The sequence below is a fragment of the Pollutimonas rozaliensis genome, assembly GCF_048751585.1.
In the GTDB taxonomy this organism is placed as follows: Bacteria; Pseudomonadota; Gammaproteobacteria; order Burkholderiales; family Burkholderiaceae_B.
Genome location: NZ_JAZHOB010000007.1, coordinates 281,772 through 304,955, shown reverse-complemented (window position 1 = coordinate 304,955; position 23,184 = coordinate 281,772). Strand labels below are relative to the sequence as shown.

At 62.0% G+C, this 23,184-nt stretch carries 20 protein-coding genes; 15 read left to right on the top strand and 5 right to left on the bottom strand.

Annotated features, from left to right (window positions below; translation table 11 throughout):
* The first annotated feature begins 3 nt into the window (after positions 1-3).
* From pbpC to V0R37_RS15055, 4 genes are all read left to right on the top strand, one after another.
* A complete protein-coding gene (pbpC, locus tag V0R37_RS15070) occupies positions 4-2,181 on the top strand; it encodes a penicillin-binding protein 1C (protein WP_420375302.1) in 2,178 nt (725 codons plus the stop codon).
* Positions 2,182-2,298: 117 nt separating this feature from the next.
* Entirely contained in the window at positions 2,299-2,898 is a 600-nt protein-coding gene (locus V0R37_RS15065; protein WP_420375301.1) for a SecDF P1 head subdomain-containing protein, read from the top strand.
* Positions 2,899-2,979: 81 nt separating this feature from the next.
* Entirely contained in the window at positions 2,980-3,375 is a 396-nt protein-coding gene (locus tag V0R37_RS15060) for a hypothetical protein (protein ID WP_420375300.1), read from the top strand.
* A 110-nt stretch (positions 3,376-3,485) separates the two neighbouring features.
* On the top strand, positions 3,486-4,778 hold the full coding sequence (locus V0R37_RS15055) for an aspartate carbamoyltransferase (protein ID WP_420375299.1): 1,293 nt from the start codon (positions 3,486-3,488) through the stop codon (positions 4,776-4,778).
* Positions 4,779-4,871: 93 nt separating this feature from the next.
* Here V0R37_RS15055 and V0R37_RS15050 read toward each other — a convergent pair whose 3' ends face one another.
* The 4 genes from V0R37_RS15050 to V0R37_RS15035 form a co-directional block, all read right to left on the bottom strand.
* Positions 4,872-5,771 (bottom strand): recombination-associated protein RdgC, encoded by a 900-nt coding sequence (locus V0R37_RS15050; protein WP_420375298.1) that lies wholly within the window; start codon positions 5,769-5,771, stop codon positions 4,872-4,874.
* A 356-nt stretch (positions 5,772-6,127) separates the two neighbouring features.
* Complete coding sequence (locus V0R37_RS15045) at positions 6,128-7,753, bottom strand: MFS transporter (protein ID WP_420375342.1); 1,626 nt, start codon at positions 7,751-7,753, stop codon at positions 6,128-6,130.
* 300 nt (positions 7,754-8,053) lie between these two features.
* Positions 8,054-9,553, bottom strand: coding sequence for a sensor histidine kinase (locus tag V0R37_RS15040; RefSeq protein WP_420375297.1), 1,500 nt, complete (start codon positions 9,551-9,553; stop codon positions 8,054-8,056).
* 22 nt (positions 9,554-9,575) lie between these two features.
* Complete coding sequence (locus tag V0R37_RS15035; RefSeq protein ID WP_420375296.1) at positions 9,576-10,265, bottom strand: response regulator; 690 nt, start codon at positions 10,263-10,265, stop codon at positions 9,576-9,578.
* Positions 10,266-10,466: 201 nt separating this feature from the next.
* Between V0R37_RS15035 and recA the strand changes: the two genes are divergently transcribed.
* Positions 10,467-11,558 (top strand): recombinase RecA, encoded by a 1,092-nt coding sequence (gene recA / locus V0R37_RS15030; protein ID WP_420375295.1) that lies wholly within the window; start codon positions 10,467-10,469, stop codon positions 11,556-11,558.
* An 18-nt stretch (positions 11,559-11,576) separates the two neighbouring features.
* Entirely contained in the window at positions 11,577-12,092 is a 516-nt protein-coding gene (recX, locus tag V0R37_RS15025; RefSeq protein WP_420375294.1) for a recombination regulator RecX, read from the top strand.
* Positions 12,093-12,875: 783 nt separating this feature from the next.
* Here the strand turns inward: recX and V0R37_RS15020 are convergent.
* On the bottom strand, positions 12,876-13,793 hold the full coding sequence (locus V0R37_RS15020; RefSeq protein WP_420375293.1) for a LysR family transcriptional regulator: 918 nt from the start codon (positions 13,791-13,793) through the stop codon (positions 12,876-12,878).
* Positions 13,794-13,955: 162 nt separating this feature from the next.
* Between V0R37_RS15020 and metE the strand changes: the two genes are divergently transcribed.
* The 9 genes from metE to V0R37_RS14975 all read left to right on the top strand — a co-directional run bounded on the left by metE (position 13,956) and on the right by V0R37_RS14975 (position 23,183).
* Positions 13,956-16,250: a 5-methyltetrahydropteroyltriglutamate--homocysteine S-methyltransferase gene (metE, locus tag V0R37_RS15015; RefSeq protein WP_420375292.1), complete on the top strand. Its 2,295-nt coding sequence runs from the start codon at positions 13,956-13,958 to the stop codon at positions 16,248-16,250.
* A gap of 32 nt (positions 16,251-16,282) precedes the next feature.
* Positions 16,283-16,858, top strand: coding sequence for a DUF2889 domain-containing protein (locus V0R37_RS15010; protein WP_420375291.1), 576 nt, complete (start codon positions 16,283-16,285; stop codon positions 16,856-16,858).
* 84 nt (positions 16,859-16,942) lie between these two features.
* Positions 16,943-18,103 (top strand): ADP-forming succinate--CoA ligase subunit beta, encoded by a 1,161-nt coding sequence (gene sucC, locus V0R37_RS15005; RefSeq protein WP_420375290.1) that lies wholly within the window; start codon positions 16,943-16,945, stop codon positions 18,101-18,103.
* A 22-nt stretch (positions 18,104-18,125) separates the two neighbouring features.
* A complete protein-coding gene (gene sucD / locus V0R37_RS15000) occupies positions 18,126-19,007 on the top strand; it encodes a succinate--CoA ligase subunit alpha (protein ID WP_420375289.1) in 882 nt (293 codons plus the stop codon).
* A gap of 201 nt (positions 19,008-19,208) precedes the next feature.
* A complete protein-coding gene (locus V0R37_RS14995) occupies positions 19,209-19,928 on the top strand; it encodes a TerC family protein (RefSeq protein WP_420375288.1) in 720 nt (239 codons plus the stop codon).
* On the top strand, positions 19,915-20,040 hold the full coding sequence (locus V0R37_RS14990; RefSeq protein WP_264129143.1) for a hypothetical protein: 126 nt from the start codon (positions 19,915-19,917) through the stop codon (positions 20,038-20,040). The genes V0R37_RS14995 and V0R37_RS14990 overlap by 14 nt, the downstream gene beginning before the upstream one ends.
* 6 nt (positions 20,041-20,046) lie before the next feature.
* Complete coding sequence (gene hemC, locus V0R37_RS14985) at positions 20,047-20,994, top strand: hydroxymethylbilane synthase (RefSeq protein ID WP_420375287.1); 948 nt, start codon at positions 20,047-20,049, stop codon at positions 20,992-20,994.
* Positions 20,995-21,023: 29 nt separating this feature from the next.
* Positions 21,024-21,827, top strand: coding sequence for a uroporphyrinogen-III synthase (locus tag V0R37_RS14980; RefSeq protein WP_420375286.1), 804 nt, complete (start codon positions 21,024-21,026; stop codon positions 21,825-21,827).
* A 27-nt stretch (positions 21,828-21,854) separates the two neighbouring features.
* Positions 21,855-23,183, top strand: coding sequence for a uroporphyrinogen-III C-methyltransferase (locus tag V0R37_RS14975; protein ID WP_420375285.1), 1,329 nt, complete (start codon positions 21,855-21,857; stop codon positions 23,181-23,183).
* The last annotated feature ends 1 nt before the right edge of the window (position 23,184 follow it).

Genomic DNA, 23,184 nt, shown 5'->3' with positions numbered 1-23,184 from the left:
GGCATGTGCACGTCAAGACGGCTGTCCGCATGCCTGTTCTTCGGATTGGCCTTTGCAATGTTGGCGCTGCCGAAGGCCGCCATCGCGCTGCCTTCCTACGACCAAGTCAAGGCGGATGCGCAGTCGTCGGATGTGCTGGTGCTGGATCGTTCGGGGCAGCTATTGGAACGTGTCCGTTTTGATTTTCAGGCGCGGCGCGGTGACTGGATTGCATTGGAAGACATGTCGATCGCATTCCAGCGGGCCGTCATCCTGTCCGAGGACAAACGGTTTTACACGCATGCGGGTGTCGATTGGCGGGCGATGGCCGCCGCGGCCTGGGACACGCTCGCGCATGAACGGCGGCGGGGCGCCTCGACGCTCAGCATGCAATTGCTGGGCTTGATCGATGAGCGCTTTCAGCGCGGTCCGCAAGGGCGCGGCATCATGCAGAAGATCGACCAGGCCATCGAAGCGCGCCGTCTGGAGGAGCAATGGAGCAAGCCCCGGATACTGGAAGCCTATTTGAACCTGGCGGCATTTCGCGGCGAGCTGATCGGAGTCGATGCGGTTTCCCGCGTCTTGTTCCGCAAGCATCCCAGTGGACTGGATGCGCGCGAGTCCGCATTGGCTGCCGCTTTGCTGCGCGGCCCGAATGCGTCCGCACAGATTGTTGCGCGGCGCGCCTGCGCCTTGCTGGCCGATATGGGGGCGCCCGACGATTGCCGGGATCTGGCCGGGTACACGCGCCGCATTCTGGCACGCAAGTCTGGTCCCTGGGCCGACCGCTCCAGCCAGGCCGCGCATTATGCGCGGCTGGCCCTGGCGCAATCGCACAGCGAAGGCCCGGCTCCGAAAACGGTGCAAACAACACTGGACGCGGGTTTGCAACGCTTCGTCGTGGAAAGCATAGGGCGGCACCTGCGCGCCTTGGGCATGGACAATGTGCGCGATGCCGCCGTGGTGGTGCAGGACAATCGCTCGGGACAAATACTGGCCTATGTGGGTTCGTCGGGTGATTTATCGGCGGCGGCGCGCGTGGATCATGCGCGGGCGCTGCGCCAGGCCGGCTCCACGCTCAAGCCTTTCCTGTATGCGCAGGCGATCGGACAGCAGCGCCTAACCATGGCGTCCTTGCTGAACGACAGTCCCTTGGACATCCCGACAGGAAACGGATTGTATATTCCGCAGAACTACGACAAGCGATTTTCGGGGTGGGTCAGCGCGCGCACGGCGCTGGCCTCCTCGTTGAATATTCCGGCCTTGCGGGTTTTGTTGATGACTTCACCCGATGCCTTTGCGCGGCTCCTGGTTCGCCTGGGCTTGCCGCTGGACCAGAGCGGCGATTTTTACGGCTACAGCCTTGCACTGGGAAGCGCGGACGTTACGCTGTTATCCCTGACCAATGCCTATCGCGCATTGGCGGGCGGCGGGCTTTATTCGCCGCCCCGGTATCTGCTTGATGAGCAGGGTGCGCCGCCGCGGCGCATCCTGTCCGAGGCGGCGGCCTGGATCATTGGCGACGTGCTCTCCGACCGGCAGGCGCGGGCGCGCACTTTCGGCTTTGACAGCCCATTGTCCACGCCGTTCTGGACCGCCGTGAAAACCGGCACCAGCAAGGACATGCGCGACAACTGGTGCATGGGCTGGTCGCGGGATTACACCGTGGGGGTATGGGTGGGAAACAGCGGAGGGGCCAGCATGCGCGACGTGTCGGGCGTGTCGGGCGCCGGTCCGGTCTGGCACGACATCATGTCTTATCTTCATCGCCGCCGGCCCAGCGCGCAGGCGCCCAGGCCCGACGACGTGGCGCAAGTCCAGGTCGTGTTCGACAACGAGCTCGAGCCAGCGCGCCTGGAGGCTTTTGCGGGCGATACCATTGTCCGCCGCGTTCATCTGGCGCAGGACTTTGTGCCGCGCGGCCAGGGCGTCGCGCGTATCGCCGCGCCTGCCGACGGCGTCATCTTCGCTCTCGATCCGGACATACCGCCGGACCGTCAGCTCAGCGCCTTGCGGGCAAAGAGCGTCGCCGCCGTCACCGCGCGGGACGTATCCTGGCGGATCGACGGCCGCATGCTGGGACGCGGCGGCGAACTGGACTGGGCTCCATGGCCGGGCCGGCATCGCATAGAGTTGCTGGACGCCGAGGGAAATGTGCTGGACGCGGTGCGTGTGGAAGTGCGCGGCGCGACGCCCCGGTGAATCAAAACTTGGACGGCGGGCACGTGTTCAAACAAATTGACAGATATTGACGTCATTTCATCGACCTACCTGTTAAACTTTTCAAACGTTGATAAATCATGTTGGGGGGAAGTTTCCATGAAAGCGACTCGTATGCTGGGCCGTGCCCTTGTGCCCGTCAGTTTGTTGGTGCTGGCCGCCTGCCAGACGGTGCCGGGCAAGAAGGCTGCGACAGCGCCGGATCAGACCCAATCCCAGGCGCCTGCCGCGACGCAGGCCGAAACGGCGCCCCAAGCCCAGGAGCAGGGCGCACCGGTCGCGGTATACCTGGCCGACACGACACAGCAGGCGGGCTGGACCCCCGTCACGATCCAGTCGGGCACCTTGTATGTGAACCCGGCTCCCGTGATTACGCGGGGCGATCTTACCGGGGTCCAGGCCGGCGCCAGCAAGCAGGGCGAAGGCCTGCTCGCGCTGCAACTGAACGAGGAAGGAAAGCGCAAGGTCACCGACATCACGACCAAGAACCCCAACCGGCGCCTGGCGCTGGTTGTCGGACGCACCATGCTGGCTGCCCCAGGCTATACGGCACCGGTCGCCTCGGAACACCTTATTTTCGCGGTGGGCACCGAAGAAAATGCCACGGCCGCCGCTCGCGCGATTGCGGGAGTGCAGGCCAATGACGCTCCGGCAGCCAATCCATCCATGCCCGCCACAACGGGGACGCCGGCCCAGTAGCCTTGCGGTCCATTCCGTGCGCATAGCTTGAATTTCAAAACGGCACCATGCGGGTGCCGTTTTTTTGCTTGATAGGATTATATGGATATTGATCAAACCGGCCGGCTTCATGCCTCGCGAACCCTGGCCGGCGCACTTGTGCTGGGCTTCAAATTTCTGGCCTGGACCAATGGGCTGGGTGTGTTGCTGCTTCTAAGCTGCTCGCTGGGTATAGTGCAGATCGATCTGGATCCGCAGTGGCTGCGCTTTCCGCTGGCCGCTTTCCTGGCGGGGTTGGCCTTGTCCGCCTTGGGGCTCTTGTGGTCCTATCCGGTGCAAAGCAGCCTGCTTCATCAGTTGATCACCGGCAAGCCTCGGCGCGGCCATTGGCTGCCCTTGTTCTGTTCGCTGGTGGCCTACAGCCTTAGCTTGCTGGCTTTCATTGCGGGTTGCTGGTTCACTCAAAGCCTGGCTGCGCTGGCCTACTCGGCCGGATGATCGCTGGGCTCCCGTTGTATTTTGTCGCCATCCTTCAATAAATGCTCGTCAATTGTTGTGGTTGAAAATAAAATATACGCTCTGCGTATATTATTTTTAGGATGCCCTTCATGACTATCTCCCAGCAGGTGTTTCTCCGCGATGCCATGCGTCGCCTGAACCTTACACGCGATGTGTTTGCCGGCCGGATAGGCGTCAAGCGGCGCGCGCTGGATACTTGGCTGCTGCCCGAGGGTTCGCAGGAATTCCGGGCCATGCCCGAAGTGGTGAATCGCTTCGTGACGGAGATCGTCGAGAACGAGTCTTTGCTGCAAAAATATGCGCAAAGCGCACAGTCTGGCGCCTTGCGCGACCGGATTGCCGCCGAGGGCAAGCATCAATTGCTGTCGGTCGACCAGTTTTCCCGGGAGTCGGTCGAAGAACTTTTCCGCATCGCGGATCAAATGCAGCCGATAGCCCGGCGCCAGAAAGTATCGCGCGTGCTGGAAGGCGCGGTATTGGGCAACCTGTTCTTCGAAGCCAGCACGCGCACACGCGTCAGTTTCGGGGCGGCGTTCTGCCGGCTGGGCGGATCGGTCTGCGACACCACCGGCTTCACCTTTTCGTCCATGGCCAAGGGCGAATCCATTTACGATACCAGCCGGGTCATGAGCGGCTATGTCGACGCCATGGTCATCCGGCACCCCGAAAAAGGCTCGGTGGCGGAGTTTGCGGCGGCGACCAATATTCCCGTGGTCAATGGCGGCGATGGCCCCGGCGAACACCCCAGCCAGGCTTTGCTGGACTTGTACACCATATTGACCGAGTTTTCGCGGCTGGGTAAATTGCTGGACGGCGCGCATATCGTCCTGGCCGGCGACCTGAAATACGGCCGCACCGTGCACTCGCTGATCAAGCTGCTGGCCTTGTATCGGGGCCTGAAGTTCACCCTGATCTCGCCGCGCGGGCTGGAGATGCCGGAATACCTTCTGGAAAAGGTGAGTACTCGCGGGCACGTCATCGAGCAGACCAACTCATTGGAGGAAGGCTTGCCCGGCGCGGATGTGATCTATGCCACGCGCGTGCAGAAAGAGCGCTTCGCCGCCGAGGAGCTGGAAGGCTACAGCCCCGATTTCCAGGTGAACAAGGCCATTATCGATAAGTGCTGCGGCCCCGACGTCATCGTCATGCATCCTTTGCCGCGCGACAGCCGCGAAGGCGCGAACGATCTTAGCGTGGACCTGAACCATGATTCGCGCCTGGCCATATTCCGCCAGACCGATAACGGCATTCCGGTGCGCATGGCCATCTTCGCCGTGCTGCTGGGTGTGGAAAGCCTGGTGCAGCACTCGCAGCGCGATGTCACCTGGAGCCCGCCCTCGCATATCGGGCCGGACGACAGCGTTTTCCACGGCATGGATTAGGGGCCGGACCGCTTCCCCACCCGTTTGCGATCACGGATCGGCACAGCTGCTGCGCCGATCCGTGGCCGGAGCCGGGCGCATGCCCGGCCGCGATCACTGCTTGCGTTCGCCGCCCAGCGCTTCGACCAGGCTGGCTATCAGGCGCGAAAGCTCGCCGGTCATCAGGGTGAAATCCGAATCGAATTGCTCCGCTTCGTTATGGGCGGCCGAATCCTGGCCTTCCTTGAGCACATCCAGCGGGTTCACCCGCTTCACATCCAGCCCCTCGGTCAGCACGAACGAGACGCGGTCGGCCCAGGTCATGGCCAGGCGGGTGCACTGCTTGCCGGCCTGCACGTGCTTGCGAACGTCGTCGATCTCGATGCTTTGCCGCACATAGCGGACGGCGGCGCCGCTTTCGCTGGTCGAGCGCAGTTCGGTGTCCTGGTCTATCGAGAAATTGGAAGGAGGCTCGTCGCTGATCAGCCAGTTGGTCATGGCGGCGGCGGGCGATTCTTCCACGTACAACGGCGAAATCGGAAAGGAATCCATGGCTTTGGCCAGCATGCCAAGCACTTCATCGCTCTTGGCGGACGCGGCGGCGTCGATCACCACCCAATGGTTGCGGGTGTCGATCCAGACGCGGGTATCGCGATAGACGCTGAAGGCCTTGGGCAGCAGTTCATCGGTGACCTGCTCCTTGATTTCCTTCATCTGCTTGCGGCCCGGCTTGAAGCCTTGCTGCTCTTCGATGTCCTGGGCCTTGGCCTTGGCGACCTGATTGATGACGGTCGAAGGCAGAAGCTTCTTGTCGGCACGCAGGCTAAGCAGGTACTGGCCGTCCAGCGCATAGACCAGGCCGCTGTCTTCACGGGGCGCAATCCAGCCCAGGCTTTGCATGTCCCGGCTCCCATTGGGCTGGAAGGCCTGTTTTTCCAGTGCCGCTTCCAGTGCGTCCACGGTGCATGACCACGTCGGGGCCAGACGAAATATCCTGAGATTCTTGAACCACATATGCTTGATGTCTTCTTTAATGGCAGGGATGCCTGCGCGCGCGGTGAGCGCAAGGGCAGCCGAAAAAAATGATGAGCGCTGATTGTAAGCCCATTTGCGCGGCGTTCTTTATCAGGGTCCGACAGGAGGCCGCGGGGCGCCGGATAAAAAAATGGCCCGGAATGCCAAGGGCATCGGGCCATTAGGGGAGCACACAGTGTTGCGCTAAAAAGGCTCGCGGGGGACGCAACACAGGTGATAAAAAGGGCGGCTTGGTTATGGAACCGGGGGATCAGACGTTCGACAACACGAGGCAACCCTTCCTATGTACTGAATTCTAATGATTCAGCCTGACGTTAGCCTGAAATCGGCCCGCCTCAGGCATTGATGTCGTTCCCCCTGGTTTCCTTGACGAACAGCGTGCCGATGACCAGGGTCATGGCGGCGATGATGATGGGATACCACAGGCCGTCGTAGATGTTGCCCGTTGCCGCCACCACCGCAAACACCACCGGCGGCAGGAAGCCTCCGAACCAGCCGTTGCCGATGTGATAGGGCAGGCTCATCGAGGTATAGCGTATGCGTGTGGGGAACATTTCGACCAGCATGGCGGCGATCGGGCCGTAGACCATGGTGACCAGCACGACCAGGAAGGTCAGCAGGACCACCACCATGATGTAGTTGATCTGCGAAGGGTCCGCCTTGGCGGGGTAGCCGTGACTGCGGATGGCATCGGTCAAGGATTTTTTCAGTTCCGCCGACCTGGCCGCGAAATCGGCCTTGTTCAGTTTCTGGCCTTCGAACGACATGAATTCGTCGCCGCCTATGCGGGCCTTGGCGACGCTTCCGGCGGGAGCGGCCTGGTTGTTGTAGTTCACCGAATTGCTGGCCATGAAGGCTTTCAGGATATCGCAGGAACTGGTGAAGGAGGATACGCCAACCGGATTGAACTGGAACGAGCAGGTGGCCGGATCGGCAATCACGGTGACGGGCGCGGTGGCCTGGGCTCTTTCAAGCGCGGGGTTCGCAAAATGGGTAATACCCTTGAAGACCGGGAAATAGGCCAGCGCCGCGATCAGGCAGCCCGCCATGATGATGGGTTTGCGGCCGATACGGTCGGACAGCGCGCCGAAGACGACGAAGAACGGGGTGCCCAGCAGCAGCGCCATCGCGATCATGATGTTGGCGGTGTTGGCTTCGATGGCCAGGGTCTTGGTCAGGAAGAACAGGGCGTAGAACTGGCCGGTGTACCAGACCACCGCCTGCCCGGCGGTCAGGCCGAACAGGGCCAGCAACACGATCTTCAGGTTGCTCCACTTGCCGAAGGAATCCTTGATTGGCGCCTTGGAGCCCGTGCCTTCGGCCTTCATCTTCCGGAAGGCGGGCGACTCGTTCAAGCGCATCCGTATCCATACCGAGATGCCAAGGAGGACCACCGAGATCAGGAAGGGAATGCGCCAGCCCCAATCCATGAAGGCTTCTTCGCTGAGCGAGGTGCGGATGCCCAGGATGACCAGCAGGGACAGGAACAGGCCCATGGTCGCCGTGGTCTGGATCCAGCTGGTGTAGAAGCCGCGGCGATTCTGCGGCGCATGTTCGGCCACGTAGGTCGCCGCGCCGCCGTATTCGCCGCCCAGCGCCAGGCCCTGGAGCAGGCGCAGGACAATCAGTATCACGGGAGCGGCCATGCCTATTGACGAGTACGAGGGCAGCACCCCGACCAGAAAGGTGGACAGGCCCATGATCAGGATGGTGATAAGAAAGGTGTATTTGCGGCCGACCAGGTCGCCAAGCCGGCCGAACACCAGGGCGCCGAAGGGCCGGACGGCGAAGCCGGCGGCGAATGCGAGCAGGGCGAAAATGAATCCTGCCGTGGGGTTGACACCGGAAAAGAAGTGGGCGGCGATGATGGCCGCCAGCGAGCCATAGAGATAAAAGTCGTACCACTCGAAAACGGTGCCTAGCGACGACGCGAAAATAACCCGACGCTCTTCAGGGGTCATCGGCCTATTCGTCGCCGCCGGCGCGCCAATATGAGCCGTCCCGGGCGTGGGGGCCACGGTCCTTGTGTTCATTTCTGTCTCCTGTGTAGGAATCGTCCTGCTGGATCTGTTATGTGCCTCGATCCGCATTGCGGCAAATCGGACAAGCGTAAATTATTTGAAACTCCTGACGCCAAGCTGACTGGAAGTTGAACGGCCGGAGCTTTTTGTTGGATTGTGTAACTGAAAATCCGTGCACCTTGGGGGGCAGGAGGAAGCTGAAGGCTGCGCCCGCCAGCGCCTTGTCTCTTATCCATCACTTCAAGCGGGCAGAATGGTGCTGGTCTTGATCCGGTTGAAGGTAATGCGCAGGCAGGTTCCCCCGGGCTTGCCGTTACGGTTGCCGGGAGGCATGAAATTGACACTGGCGTTGTGCTGTTCGGCAATTTCCTTGACGATGGACAGGCCAAGCCCGCTGCCGTCGGTGCTTCCGCCAAGGACCCGGAAAAAACGATCGAAGACGCGCTCCCGATCTTCGGGGGATATTCCCGGACCGGAATCTTCCACTTCGATGTAGGCCGATAGCGCATCGCCGCCCACACGGACCGTGATCCAGCCGGCGTCGGGCGTGTAGAGCATCGAGTTTTCAATAAGATTGTTCAGCATCTCGGCCAGCATGATGCTGTCGCCCGACACACGCATGGGGGCCGGCGCGCGTTCAAAGCCCAGGTCGATGTCTTTTTTCAATGCCGCATCGACCCAATCCAGTGTCTGTTGCTCGGCCAGCGCGTTCAGGTCGATATCGTCGGCCAGGCGCAAAGCGGGATTCTCGGCGCTTTCCGCCCGAGCCAGCGACAGCAGCTGATTCACCAGCCGGGTGGCGCGTTGGGAACCCAGTACCAGTTGCCGCAGGCTCTCGTCGAGTTTTTCGGGAGATTGCTCGCGCATAGCCAGTTCCGCCTGGGTGCGCATGCCGGCCAACGGCGTTTTCAATTGATGCGCGGCATTGGCCACGAAGCGCCGCTGCGTTTCACTGCTGGCGGCCAGCCGCACCAGCAGGCTATTCATCGCCGCCACCAGCGGCACAATTTCCGCCGGCGCCAGTTCCGCGCTGATCGGCGACATGTCGTTTGCGCGGCGCGCCCGTATTCGCTCCTGCAGCAGGCTTAGGGGCTCCAGGCCCTGGGTCAGTCCCAGGCCGGCCAGCAGGGCGGCCAGAGGCAGGACGATAAGCTGGGGCGTCAGCATGCCGGTCAGGATTTCTTGCTGCAAGGTGGCGCGCATTTCGTTGGACTGGGCCACGATGGTCAGGAAGGGCAGGCCGCTTGCGTCGCGTCCGCCCCAGATGTAGGCGACCCGGATGCTGTGGCCGTCGTAGCTTTCGTTGCGGAAACGTATCTTGTCTTCTTCGTAGGTCCAGTTCTCGGGCAGGGGAATGCTGCCGTTCCCGCCCAGGGAATTGCCGTTGGCGTCGCGGATCTCCCAGCGGATCAAATGGGCGGGGTCGCCTTGCAGAATGGTGATGGCCGACGCCGACAGTTCGATGCCTTCCAGAATTTTCTGCTGCTCCACCTCGTGCTTGAGCAGCCGCAGGTGATCCGCCAAAGTGCGGTCGTAGGGCGCGTTGGCAATGTTCTGTGCAATGAAATAAGTGATCACCAGCCCGATGGTCCATAGCAGGAACAGGGGGCCGAACATCCAGATCATGATTTTGTTCAGCAGCGCCCTATGGCTCTTCTTGCGCCGGAAAAGGCTCAGGAAGGCCTTGCTTTCAGGCGGCGAGCTATCGGTTTCCTCCAGGACCTGCGGATCGATCAGCATTCAGGCAAGAACTCCTGCGAGCTCACGCGGCCGCGGAATCGTTGCGGTTTTCGGGTTCCAGGCAATAGCCCAGGCCTCGCACGGTGACGATCTTGACCCCGCTGGGTTCGATTTTTTTGCGCAAGCGGTGGATATAGACTTCGATGGCGTTGGGGGTGACTTCGTCGCCCCATTCGCAAAGCAGGTCGACGAACTGGTTCTTGCTGATCATGCGGCCGCAGCGCGAAAGGAAGATTTCAAGCAGGCTGGTTTCGCGCGCCGAGAGTTCCAGCGGCTGATCATCGATGCGCGCCGTGCGCCCGTTCAGGTCGAAACTGAGCCGCTTGTAGCGCAGCTGCGTGGTGCTGACCCCGGCGCTGCGCCGTGTAAGAGCGCGTACGCGGGCTTCGAGTTCGGTCAGGGCAAAAGGCTTTGCCATGTAGTCGTCGGCGCCCAGATCCAGCCCCTTGACGCGTTGTTCAACGGTATCGGCTGCCGTTAAAATAAGCACGGGTATCGGCACGTGGCGCTGGCGCAGCAGGCGCAGCACGGCAAGGCCGTGCATCTGGGGAAGGTCCAGATCCAGAATCAGCAAATCGAAACTTTGCAATTGCAGGGCGGAATCGGCGCTGGATCCATCGTTGACGACATCGACCGCATATCCGTCGTACCGCAATGAACGTGAAAGTCCATCGGCAAGAATACTGTCGTCCTCGGCGATAAGAATACGCATTTCGGGCAGGCTGGGCTGAGTCAGGTGGCGGTAACGCCTATTCTTGCACGTTCACTGGGCAGCGGATAGTCAGGGATTACGATGGGCTCCTGGTTATCTGTGTATTTATACAGTACAATTTGATGCAATAATCTATTCCATCCCAGGGCCGCGTCAGCGCGCTTTCATCAATTCATCGTTTTTCAGCCAAGGATCCTCTACATGGACGACAAGAACAGCAAAGCCGCCGGCGAACGCAGCAAGGCATTAGCCGCCGCCTTATCCCAGATTGAAAAGCAATTTGGCAAGGGCTCGGTCATGCGCTATGGCGACGACACTGTCGAGCACGACATCCAGGTTGTCTCCACCGGCTCGCTTGGCCTTGACGTCGCCCTGGGCGTGGGCGGCCTGCCGCGCGGCCGCGTCATCGAAGTCTACGGCCCCGAATCATCGGGCAAGACCACGCTGACCCTGCAAGTCATCGCCGAAATGCAAAAAATCGGCGGCACCTGCGCGTTCATCGACGCCGAGCACGCGCTCGACGTCCAGTACGCCTCCAAGCTGGGCGTCAACCTGGCCGATCTGCTCATTTCCCAACCCGATACCGGCGAACAAGCCCTGGAAATCACCGATGCGCTGGTGCGTTCCGGCTCGGTCGACCTCATCGTCATCGACTCGGTCGCGGCCCTGGTGCCGAAGGCCGAAATCGAAGGCGACATGGGCGATTCGCTGCCCGGCCTGCAAGCCCGCCTCATGAGCCAGGCCTTGCGCAAGCTCACCGCCAACATCAAGCGCGCCAACTGCATGGTCATCTTCATCAACCAGATCCGCATGAAGATCGGCGTCATGTTCGGCAATCCCGAAACCACGACCGGCGGCAACGCGCTCAAGTTCTACTCCTCGGTGCGGCTCGACATCCGCCGCATTGGCGCCATCAAGAAAGGCGACGAAGTCGTGGGCAACGAAACCCGCGTCAAGGTGGTCAAGAACAAGGTGGCCCCCCCGTTCAAGCAAGCCGAATTCGACATCATGTACGGCGCGGGCATCTCGCGCGAGGGCGAAATCATCGACCTGGGCGTGCAGGCCGGCATCGTGGACAAGGCCGGCGCCTGGTTCAGCTACAGCGGCACCCGTATCGGCCAAGGCAAGGACAACGTTCGCGAATACCTTAAAGAGCATCCCGAAATGGCCTTCGAAATTGAAAACCGGGTCCGCGAACAGCTTGGCGTCATCCCGCAGGCGGCTGCCACCGCCAGCAAGCCAGCCGCCGCCGGCAAGCCGGTCGCGGTCCCCGAGGCCGATCCCGAGGCCTAAGGCCTAAGGCGGGGCGCCATGCATACGAACGACGACGGTTTCGAAACCCTGTCCGACGCCGGCTCCCCGCCCGAACGCAATAAAAAAGCGGGGCCTTCCCTGAAGGCCCGCGCCATCGGCTATCTTTCCAGGCGCGAACACTCCCGTCGCGAATTGCAGCGCAAGCTGGCGCCGCATGCCGAAAGTCCCGAACAGCTTGAACAACTGCTGAACGATCTCGAACGCGAAAACTGGCTTTCCAACGAGCGCTTTGCCCAAAGCCTGGTGCATAGGCGCGCGTCCCGGCAGGGCGCCGGCCTTATCCTGCAGGAACTCAAGCAGCACGGGCTGGGCGACGCCGCCATTGCCGATCTAGGAAGGCAATTGCAAGGCACCGAGCAAGAACGCGCGCAGGCCGTCTGGGAAAAGAAATTCGCCGCGCTTCCCGTCGACGCAAAAGACTACGCCAGGCAATTCCGCTTCCTGGCTTCCCGCGGCTTCACCACCGAATGCGTGCGCTGCATACTGGGCAGCATTCCGCCAGCGTCCCGCTAGCGCCTTTTTGGTTCAGGTGCTTACGTGCTTGTTGGTTCTGCCGGGGCGATACCCAGTGGTGATTCAAGATCCGTGTGGTATGGGACAAGCTCTGTGTAAGGTATTCTCTGACGCGTGCCGGGTGGCGTGAACCGGCCTTGCTCCTCGTGGCCGGTTCGGCGCCCTGCGCGCCGAACACCGCTGCGCCTGGCTCCTGCGCCCCTTCGGGCTGCGTTCGCCGACGGCTTGCTCGGCCCCGAAAGTCGCCGCGTCCGGCCCCCGCCACCCGCCCCGCTGCAGTGCTTTACGTTAGAGGCGCCGCTGGGGCGGTTTTTGTGCTTGGCCTTTTTATGTGGCGCTCTGTGCTGCTGGAAGGGGTCTTGCGCCGTCCCGGCCTCGCGCGCCTGCCGCGCGGGCCGGGACATTTCGAGTTTGACGGATGATTCATCGTCAACAGTATCCGTCGCTAAGGGGGTTCATCGCCAACTATGCTGCCAAGGCGCAGTCGGTGGGCCGGGGCTGGGCGAGGTTTGAGCAAGCCGCCGCAACCGTTTTGCGCCGGGGACGTAAGAGGGCGCGCATGTTTGAGCCAGCCATCAGCCCCCAGGCGGCTGATGGCTGGCGAGTTCGCGCCCGACCCCCGGCGCAAAGCGGCTGCAAGGGAACCCCGAAGGGGCGCAGCGATCCGAGCCCGGCCCCGGCCCACCGGCTGCGCCGGTTGTATAAGCTAACCCCCACAAGCTTACAGATCATAGCCACACGCTTACAAGCCATATAGCGGTAAACACCTGAACCGAAAATACGCTAGCGTGCCGCCTTGATGCCGGTAAGGGTCTTGAAGCAGGTGTCCCGCGCCTGCTTTATGAAGGCTTGCAGGTAATCGGCCTGCACGTCCTCGCTGCGCACCGCCGCATATAAAGTCCGCCATACCCCTTGCGTACCCAGATGGCACAGCCGCAGCCAGCTCTGGTCCAGATATTCCGTGAGCGCCCAATTGGGCAACGCCGCCACGCCGCGCTGGCTGGCGACCAGTTGCGCAATGATGGGCGTAAGCTCCGCTTTGCGCAGCGCGGCCGGTTCCACGCCGGCCGGATCCAGGAAGGCGGTGAAGACATCCAGGCGCTGGCGTTCGACGGGATAAGTAATAAGAACCTGGTCGGCCAATTGATACGGTTCTATGTATTTGTATTGCGCCAATGGGTTGGCGGCTGCCACGGCCAGCACCAGCTCGTAGCGGAACAGCGGCACATATTCAACGGCTTCGATGGCTTGCGGATCCGATGTCACCACCACGTCCAGGTCGCCACGCACCAGGGCGGGCAGGGGGGCAAAGGAGAAAGCGGCTGAAAGGTCCAGTTCGACATCCGGCCAGTCGTGGCGGAAGGCGTCCAGCGCCGGCATCAGCCACTGGAAGCAGGAGTGGCAGTCGATGGCCAGATGCAACCGTCCGGTCCGGCCCGCCGCCAGCCGTTGCAGCTCTCGCTCGGTGGCCTTGACCTGGGGAAGTATCTCGTCCGCCAAGGCCAGAATGCGCAATCCGGCCGTGGTCAGGCGGGCAGGACGCGTGCGGCGATTCAGCAGAGGCGTTTTCAGGCGCACTTCCAGGTCGCGCAGTTGATGCGACAGCGCCGACTGGGTCACGTGCAGGCGCTCGGCGGCTTCCTGCAGGCTGCCCGCATCGCGTATGGCGCACAGGGTTTCCAGGTGGCGTATTTCAAGCATGGCCTGCCTTTTGGGCACCGAGGCCGGCGAGCGAGTTCGGTGCGGTGGTTTTAAATTGAAATTTATTCATTTTAAAGATGGTGTATTTGATTTTGATTCATGTGATTGTATAGGCACAATAGTCAAATTAAACAAAAAAGACTCATCTAACGGAAAATCATCATGACGATTACTCATAATTTAGGCTTCCCGCGCATCGGTGTCCAGCGCGAATTGAAACGTGCGCTGGAAGCCTATTGGGCCGGCAGGCAAACGGCAGACGAATTGGAGGCGACCGGGCGCGAGTTGCGCGCCCGCCATTGGGCCCTCCAAGCGAAGTCGGGCCTGGCTTTTGTGCCGGTGGGCGATTTCGCCTGGTATGACCATGTCCTGGAATGGACCTGCCTGCTGGGCGCCGTTCCGGCCCGTTTCGCCCAGGCCGCGGGCGAAGGCGTGTCGCTGGATACGCTGTTCCGCATGGCCCGCGGGCGCGCGCCCAGCGGCACCCCCGCCGCCGCTTGCGAAATGACCAAATGGTTCGATACCAACTACCACTACATCGTGCCCGAACTCGTGCCGGAGCAGTCCTATCGCATTGCCCGCAGCTATCTCTTCGATCAGATCCGCGAGGCGCAGGCGCTGGGCCACCGCGTCAAGCCGGTTATTCCTGGTCCCTTGACCTGGCTGTGGCTGGGCAAGGGCGATGCCTTTGCGCAGGGCGCCGGCGATCCGGCCAAGCTGGCCCTGCTTGATGCGCTCCTGCCCGTTTATAAAGAGGTCCTGAAGAAGATTGCCGCGCTGGGCGTGGAGTGGGTCCAGATCGATGAGCCCATTCTCGGCTTGGACCTTCCCGAAGCCTGGCGCCAGGCTTTCAAGCGTGTCTACCAGGAACTGGCGGGGTCGGGCGTATCGCTGCTGCTGGCTACGTACTTCGAAAAGCTTGGCGACAACGTTCAGGTGCTGAAGGATTTGCCTGTGCAAGGCGTGCATATCGATCTGGTCCGCGGCCCCGATCAAGTGGTCCAAGTCGCCGCCGTGCTGGCGCCGGACCAGGTTCTGTCGGCGGGCCTGGTGGATGGGCGCAATATATGGCGCAGCGACCTGGACGCGGCGGGCGCCAGCGTGGAAGCGCTTGCGCGTCAGCGCGGCGATAAACTGTGGCTTGCGCCCTCATGCTCCTTGCTGCACGTGCCGGTCGATCTGGATGCCGAGCAGGAACTGGATGCCGAGCTCAAAGGCTGGCTTTCCTTCGCCACGCAGAAGCTGGACGAGTTGCGCCTTTTGGCGGCGTCGCTGGACGGTTCGGCCGATCCGGTAACCCGGCAAGCCTTGCAGCGGCAGCGCGATGCGCTGCAAGCCAGGAAGAACTCGGCGCGTATCCATAACCGCGGCGTCCAGCAGCGCCTTGAAGCGTCGGCCGGCCTGGCGCGCGACCGCGCTCCCTTTGCCCAGCGCATTGCCCATCAACAGGAAAAACTGGGCTTGCCGGCGTATCCCACCACGACCATAGGCTCCTTTCCCCAGACATCCGAAATCAGGGTGCTGCGCCGCGACTGGAAGGCCGGAACGATTGGCGATGCGGCCTACGAAAAAGCCATGCGCGCCGAAATCGAGCAGGTCATCCGCTTCCAGGAAAAAGTAGGGCTGGATGTGCTGGTGCACGGCGAGCCCGAGCGCAACGACATGGTGGAATACTTCGGCGAATTGCTGGGGGGCTTCGCCTTCACCCAGAACGGCTGGGTGCAAAGCTATGGTTCGCGCTGCGTCAAGCCGCCGATTATTTTCGGCGATGTCGCGCGGCCGGCCGCCATGACGGTTGCCTGGTCGGCCTATGCGCAATCGCTGACCGACAAGCCGGTCAAGGGCATGTTGACGGGGCCGGTCACCATTTTGCAATGGTCCTTCGTGCGCGACGACCAGCCGCGCGAAACCACTTGCCGGCAATTGGCCCTGGCGCTGCGCGACGAGGTCACCGACCTGGAGGCGGCCGGCATTGCCGTCATCCAGATCGACGAGCCGGCATTCCGCGAAGGCCTTCCCCTGCGGCGCGCCGACTGGCAGGCTTATCTTGACTGGGCCGTCGATTGCTTCCGCCTGTCGACCGGCGGCGTGCGGGACGACACGCAGATACACACCCATATGTGCTATTCGGAATTCAACGACATCATCGAATCGATAGCCGCCATGGATGCCGACGTCATCACGATTGAAACCTCGCGCTCCAACATGGAGCTGCTGGGCGCCTTCGAAGATTTCCACTATCCGAACGATATCGGGCCGGGGGTCTACGATATCCATTCGCCCAACATACCCAAGCTGGACTGGATGGTCGATCTGATGAAAAAGGCGGCGACCCGCCTGCCGCCCGAGCGCCTGTGGGTGAATCCCGATTGCGGCCTGAAGACACGCGGCTGGCCCGAAACGGAAGCGGCGCTGGTGGCGATGGTCAAGGCAGCCCAAACACTGCGCTATACTTAGAGGGTTTATCGCAATATTCGCAACTTTCATTCATGCCTTTGCCTCCTCCCGATACCGCTCGCGAGCCCTTGCACACGCGTTCCATACGTGTGGACTCGTTTGTCCGGGAGGACGGCCAGTGGGATATCGAAGCCGAACTGATCGACGTCAAGGCTTATGATTTCCCCAAAAGGGCGGGCGCCATGCATCATGCGGGCGAGCCTGTCCATCACATGCACCTTCGCGTCACCATCGACGACCAGTTCACCATCACGGCCGCCATGGCCGACTACGATGCCGCCCCCTACAACCAGGAATGCATGGCCATCGCGCCCGATTACCGCGCGCTGGTCGGCATGAACCTGCTGCGCAATTTCCGGCAGGCCGTGAAGGATCGTTTCGGCAGGACGGCGGGCTGTACCCACATGACCGAGCTTTCCTATGTGCTGCCCACCGTGGCCGTCCAGACCATGGCCAATCGGCGCAGGAAGGAACAGGAAGCCGGGCAGGGGCAAAAGCGGCCGTTCCAGCTTGAAGGCTGCCACGCCTTGCGGCTCGATGGTCCGGTGGCGCGCGAGTTCTACCCCAAGTGGTATGTGGCTCCGAAGACGGAAGCAAAATGCGAGTAGGCTATCCTCATCGGCGGGCAAGGGTGTCCCAGGGCACAGGCGCACGCGTTCTTTTTCTTATCTTTACGTTCTGACAGGTAACAAATGAAAATTCACGAGTATCAAGGCAAGGAACTGCTGAAGAAGTTTGGCGTGACTGTGCCACGCGGAATTCCTGCTTTCTCGGTTGACGAAGCCGTGGCTGCGGCGGAAAAGCTGGGCGGACCGGTCTGGGTTGTGAAGGCGCAGATTCATGCGGGCGGGCGCGGCAAGGGCGGCGGCGTCAAATTGGGCCGTTCCATCGACGAGGTTCGCCAACTGTCTTCCGAAATCCTGGGCATGCAGCTGATTACCCATCAAACGGGGCCTGAAGGCCAGAAAGTCGGCCGCCTGTACATCGAAGAGGGTGCCGACATCCAGCAGGAATACTACCTGTCAGCTGTGACCGACCGCGCCACGCAAAAAGTGGCTTTCATCGCGTCCAGCGAAGGCGGCATGGACATCGAAGAAGTCGCCCATTCCTCGCCTGAAAAAATCATCACTGTCATGATCGACCCGCTGAAGGGATTCACCCAGGCCGATGGCCAGACCCTTGCCAAGGGCGTGGGCATGCCGGCCGATTCCGTGGCTCAATTCATCGACGTATGCCAGAAGCTCTACACCTGCTACATGGAAACCGATGCCTCGCTGGTCGAGATCAACCCCCTGAATCGTGACAGCAAGGGCAATATCATCGCCCTGGACGCCAAGTTCAACTTCGACTCCAACGCGCTGTTCCGCCATCCCGAGATCGTCGAATACCGCGATCTGGCCGAGGAAGACCCGGCTGAAATCGAAGCCAGCAAGTTCGACCTGGCCTATATCCAGCTCGACGGCAACATCGGCTGCCTGGTCAATGGCGCCGGTTTGGCCATGGCCACCATGGACACCATCAAGCTGTTCGGCGGCGAGCCGGCCAACTTCCTGGACGTCGGCGGCGGCGCCACGGCCGAGAAGGTCACCGAAGCATTCAAGATCATGCTCAAGAACGAAGGCGTCAAGGCCATCCTGGTCAACATCTTCGGCGGCATCATGCGCTGCGACGTCATTGCCGAAGGCGTGATCGCCGCGTGCAAGGCCGTGAACCTCAGCGTGCCGCTGGTCGTGCGCATGAAGGGCACCAACGAAGAACTCGGCAAGAAGCTGCTGGCCGAGTCGGGCTTGCCCATCATCAGCGCTGACACCATGGCTGAAGCCGCGACCAAAGTCGTTGCCGCCGCGAAATAAGAATATTGCCGAGGATTTGTAAATGTCGATTCTGATCAACAAAGACACTAAAGTCATTACCCAGGGGATCACCGGTAAAACCGGCCAGTTCCACACACATATGTGCCGCGAATACGCGAACGGCAAGAATGCCTTCGTCGCGGGCGTGCACCCCAAGAAAGCCGGCGAGAACTTCGAAGGCGTGCCCATCTTCGGTTCCGTCAAGGACGCCAAGGCGCAAACGGGCGCCACCGTGTCGGTCATTTATGTTCCGCCCGCGGGCGCGGCGGCCGCCATCTGGGAAGCCGTCGAGGCCGACCTGGACCTGGTCATCTGCATTACCGAAGGCATTCCCGTGCGCGACATGCTGGAAGTTCGCAACCGCATGCGCGACCAGAACAAGAAAACCTTGCTGCTTGGGCCCAACTGCCCGGGCCTGATCACGCCCGACGAACTGAAGATCGGCATTATGCCGGGACACATTTCCCGCAAGGGCCGTATCGGCGTGGTCAGCCGTTCCGGTACGCTGACCTATGAAGCCGTGGCGCAGCTGACCGAGCTGGGCCTGGGCCAATCCACGGCCGTGGGCATCGGCGGCGACCCCATCAATGGCCTCAAGCATGTCGACGTGCTGCAGATGTTCAACGACGACCCCGACACCGACGCCGTGGTCATGATCGGCGAAATCGGCGGCCCCGATGAAGTCAACGCCGCCGAATGGGCCAAAGACAACATGAAGAAGCCGGTCGTCGGCTTCATCGCAGGCGTCACGGCTCCGGCCGGCAAGCGCATGGGCCACGCCGGCGCGCTGATCTCCGGCGGCGCCGATACGGCGGATGCCAAACTCGAAATCATGGAAGCTTGCGGCATCCGCACCACCCGCGATCCGTCCGAAATGGGCAAACTGCTCAAGTCGGTACTGTAAGTATTGACGGGGCTCGCCACAAGCGGGCCCTTTTATACTGCGCAGCCGGTTTTAAGGTTTCAAGACCGGTTGCGCTCGCAGGGCCTTGCGGCGAACCTTACAATAAGCTGAATTATAATGGCCCGTTTTTTTGACCCCCGACGTACTGGCTGCGGCCGGGTATTTTCGTTAACTACGCCTCTAGGTTAAAACGGACAAAAAATGATTGAGTTTTTTCAAACGCTCCATTGGGGAGCCGTATTCCAGATCATCCTGATCGATATCCTGCTGGGCGGCGATAACGCCGTGGTCATTGCGCTGGCCTGCCGCAATTTGCAGCACAAGCAGCGCATACAGGGCATTTTGTGGGGTACCGCGGGCGCCATTATCTTGCGCGTCCTGCTGATCGCTTTCGCGCTTACGCTGCTGGGCATTCCCTTCCTGAAGATTGTCGGCGCCTTGCTGCTGGTATGGATAGGCATCAAGCTGCTGGTTCCCGAGGAAGACGAACACGGCAATATCAAGGGCGGCAGCTCTGTGCTTAGCGCGGTCAAGACGATTCTTATCGCCGACTTCGTCATGAGCCTGGACAATGTCATCGCCATTGCCGGCGCCGCACAGAATACGCACCTGGATCACCAGCTGTATTATGTGATCTTCGGCCTGGTGGTCAGCGTGCCCATCATCATTTGGGGCAGCACGATCGTCTTGAAGCTCATCGACCGCTTCCCCATCGTGGTCACCCTGGGTGCCGCGCTGCTGGGCTGGATTGCCGGCGGCATGCTGGTCACCGATGTATTCGTGGTTGAACAATTCGGCCCAACGACCACCACAATCAAGATCGCCGCCGAGGTAATCGGCGCCATCCTAGTCGTAGCGGTGGGCAAATGGATTGCCAGCCGCGGCAGTTCCTCCAAGGATCAAACGAATGAGTCTGTTTAAGTCATCAGGCCGCAAGAAGCCGGACGAGTCCGGCCTGTCCTTGCTGCAAGGCCTGGGCATTCTGGCCCTGATCGGTATCGCCGCGGCGGTGCTGCTCAACTATTTCGCCTAGGCCGGCATGTCCGACTCGCCTGTAAAACTGGTGATTGCAACCCGCGCCAGCCGGCTTGCCTTGTGGCAAGCCGAGCATGTGCGGGATCGCTTGCAATCCCTGTATCCCAAGTGCCAGGTCAGCCTGCTGACCATGACGACGCGGGGCGATCAGATACTCGATCGCTCTTTGTCCAAGGTCGGCGGCAAGGGCCTGTTCGTCAAAGAGCTGGAAACCGCCTTGCTTGACGGCCGGGCCGATCTGGCCGTGCATTCCCTTAAAGATGTTCCGGTCGACATGCAAAGCCCCTTTGCCTTGTCGGTCATTCTTGAACGGGACGATCCGCGCGACGCCTTCGTCTCCAACGATTTCGATACGCTCGATGCCTTGCCCGCCGGCGCTGTGGTGGGTACATCCAGCCTGCGCCGCGAAGCGCAACTGCGCGAGCGATATCCCCATATACACGTGCAGCCCTTGCGCGGCAATCTCGATACCCGGCTGGGCAAGCTCGATCGCGGCGATTACGCCGCCATCATTCTTGCGGCGGCCGGCCTGCGGCGCCTGGGGCTGGCTTCGCGCATACGCGGCTGCCTGTCGCCGCAGCAAAGCCTGCCGGCGGCCGGGCAGGGCGCGCTGGGCATAGAAATCCTCGATTCCCGCGCCGACATGCGGGCGTGGCTCGCGCCGTTGGGCGATGCCGCCGCCACGGCCTGCACACTGGCCGAAAGAGCGGTATCGCGTGTTCTGGGCGGTTCCTGCCAAGTCCCCCTGGCCGCGTTTGCGCAACTGGAGGGCGACACCCTAAGCCTTGACGCGCTGGTCGCCGAACCCGATGGCTCGCGCATCCTGCGCGCCCATGCCAGCGGTCCGGCATCGCAGGCGGAGCAATTGGGCGAGCAGGCGGCGCAAGACCTGCTCGACAAGGGCGCCAGCGCCATCCTGGCCAGGCTGTCGGCTCCTGACGCGGCCTCCTGAACGGCGCCGCGACCGTGCCCGAGGCGGCCATGAAAGCCAGCGTCGTCCTGACCCGGCCTCAAGGTAAGAACGAAGCGCTGGCGCAACGCCTGGCCGTGGCCGGACTGTCCGCGCTGGCCTTGCCCGCTCTGGAACTCAAGCCGCTGGAACGCCAGGCGGCGCAGTTGCCGCCGCCCGAACACTACGACCTGATCGTTTTTGTAAGCAGTAACGCGGCTCGCTTCTATATCGACATGCTGGCCGGGCAGGGGCGGCCCGGACCCTGGCCGGCGGCGACACGGGCGGCGACGGTGGGCGCGCCCAGCGCCCGCTACCTGCGCGATGCGGGCTGCGTTCCGGCCAGCCACATATTGCATCCCGATGCGCAAAGCGATACGCAGGACTCCGAAGGCCTGTGGAGGGTGCTTGAACCGATGCTCGGAAGTTTCAAGCGCGTGCTCATCGTGCGTGGCACGTCGGGACGGGAATGGCTGGGCGGGCGTTTCGATCAGGCGGGCATCCAGGCCGACCGCCTGGCGCTGTACGATCGCCAGGCCGCTATCTGGGATGCACGGCAGGGCGGCCTGCTGGCGGCGGCATTGGCCGCGCCCGCCCCATGCATATTCCTGCTGACCAGCGGCGAGGGCGTGGACGCGGTGCATGCGAACATGCTCAGGCTGGGGCTGCGGGACGCATGGACGCGCTCGCGTTTTGTCGCCATACACGAACGTGTTGCAAGCCGCTTACAATCCGTGCTCGGGGCTTCTGGTAAGGTGGAGCCGCCAATGGTAAAACTATGCCAGCCAGACGACGATGCCATTTTCCAGGCCATCGTCCACGCGGCATCGCTTTAAAAAAGCTCCAAGGATTACAATCTCGCCATGACTGATAAAAAACCCGAGATCACGCAGGCGCCGCGGACCGCCGCGCCTGCCGCTACTTCATCGCCGGGGCCCGCGACGTCTGCCAGCGCAGCCAAGAAAGGTCCGGCCGGCGCCGCCAAGCCGCGCTCCATGCTCCTGCCCGCCTTCATTGTGGTGCTGCTTATCGCCTTGGCGCTGGCCGCGGGCCTCTGGTACCAGCAACGGCTTTTGGATGAAACCCGCCAGACCCTGACCGGCCAGGTCCAGAATAGTGCCAGCGCCGTCAACCAGGCGGTCGAGCAAGCCCAGCAGGCACTGTCGCTGGCGCAAGAGCAATCCAGGAAGATCGATGTTCTGGAGAACTCGTTGCGCGAATCCCAGGATCAGGCCGATAGCCTGGAGCAGGCCTTCCAGACCCTGACCGACAGCGGTTCCGATCTGGTCCTTATCAACGATGTCGATCATCTGGTCACGATCGCCCAGCAGCAATTGCAGTTAAGCGGCAATGTCGCCAACGCCGTGATCTCTCTTGAAACGGCGCAGGCCCAGTTGGCGCGCGCCAATCGCCCGGCCCTGGCATCCTTGCAGCAAGCCCTCAATGGCGATCTCGACCGCTTGCGGGCCGCCTCGACCATCGACACCGCCATGCTGTCCAGCCAACTGGAGGAATTGGGCAATCTCATCAACGAAGCGCCCTTGCTGGTTCCCGACGACGCCGCGCCCGAACCGGTGCCGGCCCCGCAGGCCGCTGCGCCGTCCATGTCGGCCGATTCCGGCAGCCCCGGCTACGCCGATCCCGACGCTCCCTGGTGGAAGCAGGGCATCGACACCGCGCAGCAATGGTCGAGTTCGGCTTGGGACGCCATCCGCCAGGATCTGGGCCAGTTCATTACCGTACGCCGCGTCGACGACGCAACCGCTTTATTGATGTCGCCGGATCAGGCCGCGCGTTTCCGCGAAACCCTGCGGTTGCGCAGCATGACGGCGCAATTGGCCTTGCTGATGCATCAGCCCAAGGTCTGGGACGCTGAAACCGCCGTGCTGGTCAAGGCGCTTGAAACACGTTTCGATTCCAGGTCGCAGCAAGTGCGCCAGGCGCTGAAAGTCGCCCGGCAACTGGCCGACACCCCGATAGACGTCAAGCTGCCCACGGTGGACAACAGTTTGCAGGCCATTGCGGCTCTGCGCGAAGCCAGCGCACGGCAAGCCGAGGAAGGCGCTATCGCGGCGCCCGGCCAGCCGGAGCCCGACACCGGCGCCGAACCCCAGACCGACCCGGCCGCTCCCGCGACGGAATCCGCGCCGGACTCGTCCACGGGCGCCAGTGCAAGCCTGTTGCAGGGGTAAG

Bases quoted from the DNA above. Each gene is read 5' to 3' on its own strand.
- sucD (WP_420375289.1), top strand. From the start codon at position 18,126: ATGTCGATTCTGATCAACAAAGACACTAAAGTCATTACCCAGGGGATC.
- V0R37_RS15055 (WP_420375299.1), top strand. From the start codon at position 3,486: ATGACTATCTCCCAGCAGGTGTTTCTCCGCGATGCCATGCGTCGCCTG.
- hemC (WP_420375287.1), top strand. From the start codon at position 20,047: ATGTCCGACTCGCCTGTAAAACTGGTGATTGCAACCCGCGCCAGCCGG.
- V0R37_RS15040 (WP_420375297.1), bottom strand. From the start codon at position 9,553: ATGCTGATCGATCCGCAGGTCCTGGAGGAAACCGATAGCTCGCCGCCT.
- V0R37_RS15035 (WP_420375296.1), bottom strand. From the start codon at position 10,265: ATGCGTATTCTTATCGCCGAGGACGACAGTATTCTTGCCGATGGACTT.
- recA (WP_420375295.1), top strand. From the start codon at position 10,467: ATGGACGACAAGAACAGCAAAGCCGCCGGCGAACGCAGCAAGGCATTA.
- V0R37_RS15065 (WP_420375301.1), top strand. From the start codon at position 2,299: ATGAAAGCGACTCGTATGCTGGGCCGTGCCCTTGTGCCCGTCAGTTTG.
- pbpC (WP_420375302.1), top strand. From the start codon at position 4: ATGTGCACGTCAAGACGGCTGTCCGCATGCCTGTTCTTCGGATTGGCC.
- V0R37_RS14995 (WP_420375288.1), top strand. From the start codon at position 19,209: ATGATTGAGTTTTTTCAAACGCTCCATTGGGGAGCCGTATTCCAGATC.
- V0R37_RS15050 (WP_420375298.1), bottom strand. From the start codon at position 5,771: ATGTGGTTCAAGAATCTCAGGATATTTCGTCTGGCCCCGACGTGGTCA.
- V0R37_RS15060 (WP_420375300.1), top strand. From the start codon at position 2,980: ATGGATATTGATCAAACCGGCCGGCTTCATGCCTCGCGAACCCTGGCC.
- V0R37_RS15020 (WP_420375293.1), bottom strand. From the start codon at position 13,793: ATGCTTGAAATACGCCACCTGGAAACCCTGTGCGCCATACGCGATGCG.
- V0R37_RS14975 (WP_420375285.1), top strand. From the start codon at position 21,855: ATGACTGATAAAAAACCCGAGATCACGCAGGCGCCGCGGACCGCCGCG.
- V0R37_RS15045 (WP_420375342.1), bottom strand. From the start codon at position 7,753: ATGACCCCTGAAGAGCGTCGGGTTATTTTCGCGTCGTCGCTAGGCACC.
- metE (WP_420375292.1), top strand. From the start codon at position 13,956: ATGACGATTACTCATAATTTAGGCTTCCCGCGCATCGGTGTCCAGCGC.
- V0R37_RS14980 (WP_420375286.1), top strand. From the start codon at position 21,024: ATGAAAGCCAGCGTCGTCCTGACCCGGCCTCAAGGTAAGAACGAAGCG.
- recX (WP_420375294.1), top strand. From the start codon at position 11,577: ATGCATACGAACGACGACGGTTTCGAAACCCTGTCCGACGCCGGCTCC.
- V0R37_RS14990 (WP_264129143.1), top strand. From the start codon at position 19,915: ATGAGTCTGTTTAAGTCATCAGGCCGCAAGAAGCCGGACGAGTCCGGC.
- V0R37_RS15010 (WP_420375291.1), top strand. From the start codon at position 16,283: ATGCCTTTGCCTCCTCCCGATACCGCTCGCGAGCCCTTGCACACGCGT.
- sucC (WP_420375290.1), top strand. From the start codon at position 16,943: ATGAAAATTCACGAGTATCAAGGCAAGGAACTGCTGAAGAAGTTTGGC.